The 6,875-nt window shown below is 60.3% G+C and carries 8 protein-coding genes and 1 pseudogene; 3 read left to right on the forward strand and 6 right to left on the reverse strand.

What is annotated here, in order from left to right; genetic code table 11:
- Positions 1–347 precede the first annotated feature (347 nt).
- The gene (locus HHJ19_RS12160) at positions 348–2,429 is read right to left on the reverse strand and encodes a heavy metal translocating P-type ATPase (protein WP_296907701.1); all 2,082 of its coding nucleotides are present in this window, start codon (positions 2,427–2,429) and stop codon (positions 348–350) included.
- 15 nt (positions 2,430–2,444) lie between these two features.
- On the opposite strand from HHJ19_RS12160, the gene HHJ19_RS12165 reads away from it, so the two are divergent.
- Together HHJ19_RS12165 and cadR are read left to right on the forward strand one after the other, a co-directional pair.
- Positions 2,445–2,651 (forward strand): hypothetical protein, encoded by a 207-nt coding sequence (locus HHJ19_RS12165; protein ID WP_296907703.1) that lies wholly within the window; start codon positions 2,445–2,447, stop codon positions 2,649–2,651.
- Between the two features lie 80 nt (positions 2,652–2,731).
- Positions 2,732–3,163: a Cd(II)/Pb(II)-responsive transcriptional regulator gene (cadR, locus tag HHJ19_RS12170; RefSeq protein ID WP_296907705.1), complete on the forward strand. Its 432-nt coding sequence runs from the start codon at positions 2,732–2,734 to the stop codon at positions 3,161–3,163.
- 355 nt (positions 3,164–3,518) lie between these two features.
- Here the strand turns inward: cadR and HHJ19_RS12175 are convergent, their stop codons facing one another.
- Complete coding sequence (locus HHJ19_RS12175) at positions 3,519–3,971, reverse strand: potassium channel family protein (RefSeq protein ID WP_296907706.1); 453 nt, start codon at positions 3,969–3,971, stop codon at positions 3,519–3,521.
- Between the two features lie 70 nt (positions 3,972–4,041).
- On the opposite strand from HHJ19_RS12175, the gene HHJ19_RS12180 reads away from it, so the two are divergent.
- Positions 4,042–4,701 carry a DUF1345 domain-containing protein gene (locus HHJ19_RS12180; protein ID WP_296907714.1) on the forward strand — a complete coding sequence of 220 codons (660 nt, stop codon included), beginning with the start codon at positions 4,042–4,044 and terminating at the stop codon, positions 4,699–4,701.
- 18 nt (positions 4,702–4,719) lie between these two features.
- Here HHJ19_RS12180 and HHJ19_RS12185 read toward each other — a convergent pair whose 3' ends face one another.
- The 4 genes and pseudogenes from HHJ19_RS12185 to HHJ19_RS12200 all read right to left on the reverse strand — a co-directional run.
- A complete protein-coding gene (locus HHJ19_RS12185) occupies positions 4,720–4,890 on the reverse strand; it encodes a hypothetical protein (protein WP_296907708.1) in 171 nt (56 codons plus the stop codon).
- Between the two features lie 10 nt (positions 4,891–4,900).
- On the reverse strand, positions 4,901–5,851 hold the full coding sequence (locus tag HHJ19_RS12190; protein WP_296907710.1) for a DMT family transporter: 951 nt from the start codon (positions 5,849–5,851) through the stop codon (positions 4,901–4,903).
- Positions 5,848–6,378: a methylated-DNA--[protein]-cysteine S-methyltransferase gene (locus HHJ19_RS12195; protein ID WP_296907712.1), complete on the reverse strand. Its 531-nt coding sequence runs from the start codon at positions 6,376–6,378 to the stop codon at positions 5,848–5,850. Before HHJ19_RS12195 ends, HHJ19_RS12190 begins: the two co-directional genes overlap by 4 nt.
- Before the next feature lie 25 nt (positions 6,379–6,403).
- A pseudogene (locus HHJ19_RS12200) lies at positions 6,404–6,875 on the reverse strand (hypothetical protein); the annotation flags it as partial.

Consider the following 6,875-nt stretch of genomic DNA (forward strand, 5'->3'; position numbering starts at 1 on the left):
AATCACAAAGACGCCACAGCGAGTCAAATCGCTGTGGCGTTTTCGTTGGTGAGCCGAGATCTGCTTCTGATTTCCGGTCGGCGATATCGACAGCAACTTCCCACCTAATCAAGCGAAAGCTGTGGCATTTTTTCCTTGATTCGGCTTTTCTAGCGCTGGTGTAAAAATGAATCAGTCGAATCGGCGTTTCAATGACGACCTGACTCCATATGGACCCGCACCCTATGCTTCCTTGGCGTAATCTATAAGCGAAAAAATGGAGGCGGCGCAGCGCTGAGCCACGACTTAATCGAATGATCAGTTTTCACGGATTTCATGGAAAAAATAGTGGGGTACGTGGGGTTCGGTTACTTTCGCAATAGCCGCAACCCATTTCCGACTACCAGCAAACTAGCCCCTACGTCGGCAAATACAGCCATCCACATCGTTCCCTGCCCAGTGAGTGTCAAGACAAGAAACACCGCCTTGATGCCCAGGGCCAGCACGATGTTCTGAATCAGTAGTGCGTGCGTATGGCGCGACAGCCGCACGAAGCGCGGCAGCTTGCGCAAGTCGTCGTCCATCAGAGCAACGTCTGCGGTTTCGATGGCCGTGCCAGTACCGGCCGCGCCCATGGCAAAACCGATGTCGGCGCGTGCCAGTGCAGGCGCGTCGTTGATGCCGTCACCGACCATGCCCACGGCGCCGTCTTTGCCCAGTTTTATTTCAAACACCCTGAGCTTGTCTTCAGGCAGCAGATCGCCGCGGGCTTCGTCGATGCCGACCTGGTGAGCAATGGCTTTTGCCGTGTGAGCGTTGTCTCCCGTCAGCATGAGCGTCTTGATGCCCAGTTGATGGAGTTCGGCAATCGCCTGGCGGCTGCTGTCCTTGACGGTGTCGGCGACGGCGAATAGGCCTATGACGCCGTTGTCACCTTCTGCGTTTGCCAGCAGAATGACGGTTTTTCCCTGCGTCTCCAGTTCTGACAAGCGCGCTTCCAACGCGTCTGAGCACCGACCCAGTTCGTGAATCAGGCGGTGGTTGCCCAGGTAATACAGTTTGCCGTCGATCAGGCCTTTGGTTCCACGTCCGGGTAGTGCCTCGAAGCTGTCCACATCGCGCAATGGCACAGCATCCCTTTTGGCTGCTTCGGTCAAAGCGCGAGACACCGGGTGGTCCGAGCGTCCTGCCAGACTGGCGGCCAGGCTCCGTACTTCAGCGTCGTTGCCACCACTTAACACGGCGAAATCCGTCTGTGCGGGCTTGCCATGGGTGATGGTGCCGGTCTTGTCGAGCGCGATCCAGAGGAGCTTGCGTCCCTCTTCCAGATACACACCACCCTTGACCAGAATGCCTTGGCGCGCAGCGGCAGCCAAACCACTGACGATCGTGACTGGGGTAGAAATTACCAGCGCACAAGGGCAGGCAATCACCAGCAGTACCAGTGCCTTGTAGACCCAGGAGAACCAGTCACTCTCCATCAGCAAAGGTGGTAGCACGGCGACGGCAACCGCCATTGCGAAAACCACCGGGGTATAGACCTGGGCAAATTTATCAACGAGACGCTGGGTCGGTGCCCGCGCGCCCTGCGCTTCTTCCACTGCATGGATGATGCGCGCCAAAGTGCTGTCTCCAGCGACGGCCGTCACAAGATACTCAAAGGAACCTGATTCGTTGATTGTTCCGGCAAAAACCGGATCGCCTTCGGCCTTTTCCACCGGCAGGCTTTCGCCCGTGATGGGAGCCTGGTTGATGGTGGAGCGCCCGCTGACGATCTTGCCATCCAGCGCAATACGCTCACCGGGTTTGACGCGTACATGCGCATCCAGAATAACCGCGTTGGCCGCCACATCTTTCCAGGAGCCATCGGCTTGCCGGACGGTGGCGCCCTCAGGGGCCAACTGCATCAGACCCTTGATGGCGTTGCGCGCCCGATCCAGCGACTTGGCCTCGATCAATTCCGCCACCGTGAACAGCACCATCACCATGGCAGCTTCGGGCCACTGTCCAAGGAGCAAAGCGCCGGTGACAGCAATACTCATCAGTGCATTGATGTTGAGGTTGCCGTTGCTGATGGCAATCCAGCCCTTCTTGTAGGTCGTAATACCGCTGGACAACACCGCCACCAGGGCCAGGACTGCCGTCATCCAGGTAGGCAAGCCTGCCCATTGCAGCGCTTCGGATGCGATGGCCGCAATCCCTGCGAGTGCCAGCGGCCACCAAGGTCTCGCAGGTTCCGGCGCAGGCTCTGCCTGATTGGAAGTGCCGTTGGACAGCTCCGGCGTGAAGCCCAGGGATCGCACCGCTTCCAGAATAGTTGCGATCGCTGCGGGTTCGTGGGTGACCGTCAGCACGCGTTGCATCAGGTTGAACTCCATGCTGGTGACACCCGCCATGCTTCCCAGTTTTTTGCGTAACAAAGCTTCTTCGGTCGGGCAATCCATCTGCATGATGCGGATGGGGGTTTGGATACTTCCACCGCTTATTCGGGCTTTACCGAGTTGCGCGCGGGGTGGTTGGACCGCATCGCCGCAGCAATCCGCACCATGGTCAGGTACTGCTGCAGCCAGAGGGGCGCAGCAGGGCGGCTTCTCATGGTCATGCGTGTGGCCGTGCCTTGTAAGGTCGGGTTTGGCATGATCGTGATCGTGACCGTGCCTGGCGTGGGTTGACATGGCGCTTCCTGAAACTAATTCACCTGATTACACAACCTGTAGTTACTATAGAGTCAATACATTTATGGAAAAAATTCATGAAAATCGGTGAATTGGCGCAGGTGGCGCAATGCACGGTCGAAACGGTTCGCTACTACGAGAAAGAAAACTTGCTGCCCGCTCCAGCGCGCACGGCGGGCAATTTCCGGGTCTACGGCCCTGAACACGTTGACCGTCTTCGCTTCATCCGCAACTGCCGGGCGCTGGATATGAGCCAGGAAGAAATCCATGCCCTGCTGCGACTGACTGATCAGCCTGCCGAGGGCTGCGGCGCCATCAATGCCGTATTCGACCAGCATATGGCCCATGTCGATGAACGCATCCGCGAACTCGTGCAGCTCAGGCAGCAACTGGCTTCTCTGCGACAGCGCTGCCAGACGGAGCAGGCAGTCGATGCCTGCGGCATCCTTCAAGGTTTGGCGGCAATGCAAACCGAAGTGCGGCCGGAACGCCATACCCACCTGGGTTGAATGCCGAGAAGATCTTGTCAAGCACAACATCGAACACTCGGAGAAGGTATGTTTCGCCAGTCGTCCCCCGTTATGAACTGGTTCCAGCCGGCAGCAGCAGCGATAGTCGTTGCCCGCCAGTGTTCGCGACAGCGTCTGGTCAGGGTCTGGTGTTGCGCGTTGCGATCGTCCGACAGGCGGGAGGCGCAACTGGGTGCAAGTGGCCAGAAAGGCGAAGGGCGCTGCGGCGTCCCTGCGGCTTTGCGCCAGGTTGAAATGCACGCGGCCGGAAAGATTACACGCCGGATGGCGCGACTCGAGAAAGGCCTGGAGCCGGACCCGGGCGGCGGGCAGTTACTGATACCGGAAAAAGCAGTTACTTTGCCGTGAGATCAGGCGGTGATACCGGGTAGCGGCCCGCTTTTGCGTTCATGACTTCCTGGCGCAGGCGCTGCACATCCTCACGCAAGTGCCTTATCTCGCCCGTCAGTTCATGCTCGATCTGAAGCTCTTCGCCTTCCTCGAAATCTTTTTCGACAAAAATCGCCGCCAGCGAAGCCGTCGCCAGCGACAGCACCGCCAGCCCGAGCAACACCACGATGACGGCAAACATGCGCGAAGCATGGGTGCTGGGCACCAGATCGCTGTAACCCACAGTGGCCGCCGTGGTGAAGGCCAGCCACAGGCCATCGGCAAATGTATCTACACCCGGGTCCAGCAGCCAGAAGCCGGCACCCCCCAACAGCAGAATCACCCCGCAAAGAATCAGCGAATAAAAAATGCCCTGGCGGGCAATGTGCACTTTTCTCGGGCTTTTTTTCAGGGGCATGGCGGAGTTTGATCTGTCGAATTCGGGCCTTGATTATTGTCTGCTGCTGGTTCAGGCCACAATTGGTGCGATGCGAATACATCTTTCAGAAACCAACGGCCCCCAGCGCCTGCTCTATGGTTTGTTGGCGGGGCTGGCTACCGCCGCGCTGCCGTTGCCGCTGATCTGGCAGTTTCGCGGGTTGCTGGGCTGGAGCGTGGGGGTGGCGGTTTATCTGGCGCTGGCCTGGTGGCTGTGCGAGCGCTTTGACGCGAAGCGTACCCGCGAGCGGGCGCAGGCGCAGGACGAACCCAGCATGGTGCTTTTTTTGTTGCTGCTGCTGGCCACCATGGCCTGCGTGTCGGCCATCGTGATCATGATGCAGCAGAGCAAGGATTTGTCCGGCACGCAGCGCACATTGCATATCGCGATGTCAGTGATCGCGCTGATCGCCTCGTGGCTGTTTATCCAGACCATGTTTACGTTTCACTATGCCCACCTTTACTACCATGAAGAAATGCAGAACGAACCGGATGGACCCGGCCTGCAGTTTCCCGGCGGGCTGGACCCGGACTATTTCGATTTTCTGTATTACTCGCATGTCGTCGGCATGACTTCGCAGGTGTCCGATGTGCAGGTCACCTCGCGCGAGATGCGCCGGCTCACGCTGGTGCACGGCGTGCTGTCTTTCGGCTTCAACATGTTGATTCTGGCTCTCAGCATCAACGTGGTGGCTGGCGCCTTGCAGTAAGTCGATCAATGGGCCACTTCAGGCCCAGCTTTCACGCAACTGTTTTTTTAGCGCCATTTTTTCGGCCCGCCTGAGCGCCGCAGACGGCTTGCGGTGCGCGCCAGCGCGGCGCCGCAGGGCCGCAGCCATCAGCGGATTCCGGGGCTTGGGCGGCTTCAGTTTCAGCTTTATCTTTCTTGCAGAACTCATGGCGCGCCCTTCAAGCTGCCGGTGCCCGGCCGCGCCCCAGCTTCAGCAGTCCGGTCGATAGCGCCGTGCCACAGACGATCACGGCGGCGCACGCCAGCATCCACGGCGTGACGGATTCTCCCAGAAACAGTGCGCCGTACAACACCGCAAACACCGGCACGACAAACGTTACCGCCAGCGCGCGCGGCGGTCCGGCATTCTCGATCAGCCGGAAAAACAGGATATATGCGATCCCCGTGCAAACCACGCCAACGGCCAGCAGCGCCAGCCAGGCCGATATGCCCGGCATGCGCGCCGGCCATAGCCACAGCGCTGGCAAGGCCAGGCCCAGCGTGGCGCCGATCTGGCTGCCGGCTGCCGTGACCAGCGGTGGCAAGCCAGAAAGATAGCGTTTGGTATAGCTGGCCGAAATGCCGTAACAGATACACGCCAGCAGGCAGGCCAGCACGGCCCAGGCCGGCGCCACGCCCGAGGCATCTGGCTTGAATGAGGCCTTATCCCAGGCCAGCAGCGCCACGCCGGCAAAGCCGATCAGCAGCCCGAGCATGCGCGAAGGCGTGGGCCTGTCCTTCAGCCAGAACCAGGCGATCAGCGCGCCAAACATCGGCACCGTGGCATTGAGAATGGCCGACAGGCCGGTGGTAATGGACAGCAGCGCAAACGAAAAACAGGCAAACGGAATGCCCGAGTTGAGCAGGCCGATAAAAAAAATTCGTTTCCAGTTTTTACCCAGCACCGGCAGCAAGCCACGCAGCCACACGATGGGCAGCAGAAACAGCGCCGCAATTGCCACCCGAACGGCGGCCGTCGGCAAGGGGCCAAACTCGACCGTGGCCATGCGCATGAAAAGAAAGGAGGAGCCCCAGATGGCGGCCAGCATCACAAAATCGCCGAGCCAGCTTTCAGGGCCGGTGCTTGCCCTTGCGGCGGGTGAGGCAAGACTCGAAGCGCGAGAGTTCAAGACAGCGCCTCCTCAGGTGCAAGTGCGCCCTCAAGCCGGAGCAGGGCGGTCTTTCGATCCAGCCCGCCGCCGTAACCCGTCAGCGAACCATTGCTGCCCATGACCCGGTGGCAGGGCACGATGATGCTGACCGGGTTGCGTCCGACGGCACCGCCCACGGCTCGCACGGCCGCCGGCTTGCCAATGCGCCGGCTGACCTCGCCATAGCTGATGGTCTGGCCCGGCGCGATATCGAGCAGCGCCTGCCAGACCGATTGCTGAAATTCCGTGCCGCAAGCCAGGTCCAGCGGCACATCGAAGTGGCAGCGCCGGCCGGCGAAATACTCGCCCAGCTGCCCGCTGACCTGTTTGAGCACCGGATGCTCAGGTACTTCGGGCCAGGTAACCGGGCCGGCTCGGTCGAAAGGCAGATAGCGCTGGTTTTCGGTGAACCAGAGGCCCGCCAGGCCCCGGTCCGTCGCGGCGATAAGAATGTTTCCCAGCGGGCTCGGCACGCTGGTCTGGGCGATGGATTTGTCGAATTTCATGGTGTTCCCCTAAAGTGTCTCTTATTTACCCGAGCGGCTGCCGGCGCTGGCCTTTTGCCGCGCTTTTGGAGTCTTTTGAGGCGCTTGTCCAGGCAATACCGGCATCAGCAGCTATTAATTCAGGAGTGAGCCGGCTTGCTTGTGCCAAGCCGCTCCAGGCGCGAATCACCGCGTAGCTGCGCCACGGCTTCCACGCCAGCGACGCCTGTTCGGCCTGCTTCGCCGGATTCTTCAGCCCCTGTAACTTCAGCGCCTTGTGCAAGGCCACATCGGCTGCGGGAAACGCATCGGGCCAGCGCAGCGCGCGCATGGCAATGTACTGCGCCGTCCAGTCGCCAATGCCGGGCAGCGCCTTGAGCAGGGCTATGGTGGCGTTGATATCAGCGCCGCCATGCAATTGCAGGCGCTTTTCAGCGACGGCACGGGCGATGCCGGTGATGGCCGCCTGGCGCTGCCTGACGATGCCCAGCTGGCCCAGCGCATCGCTGCTGGCGGCG

Origin of the sequence: Polaromonas sp. (genome assembly GCF_012927415.1) — a bacterium.
GTDB lineage: Bacteria > Pseudomonadota > Gammaproteobacteria > Burkholderiales > Burkholderiaceae_C > Polaromonas.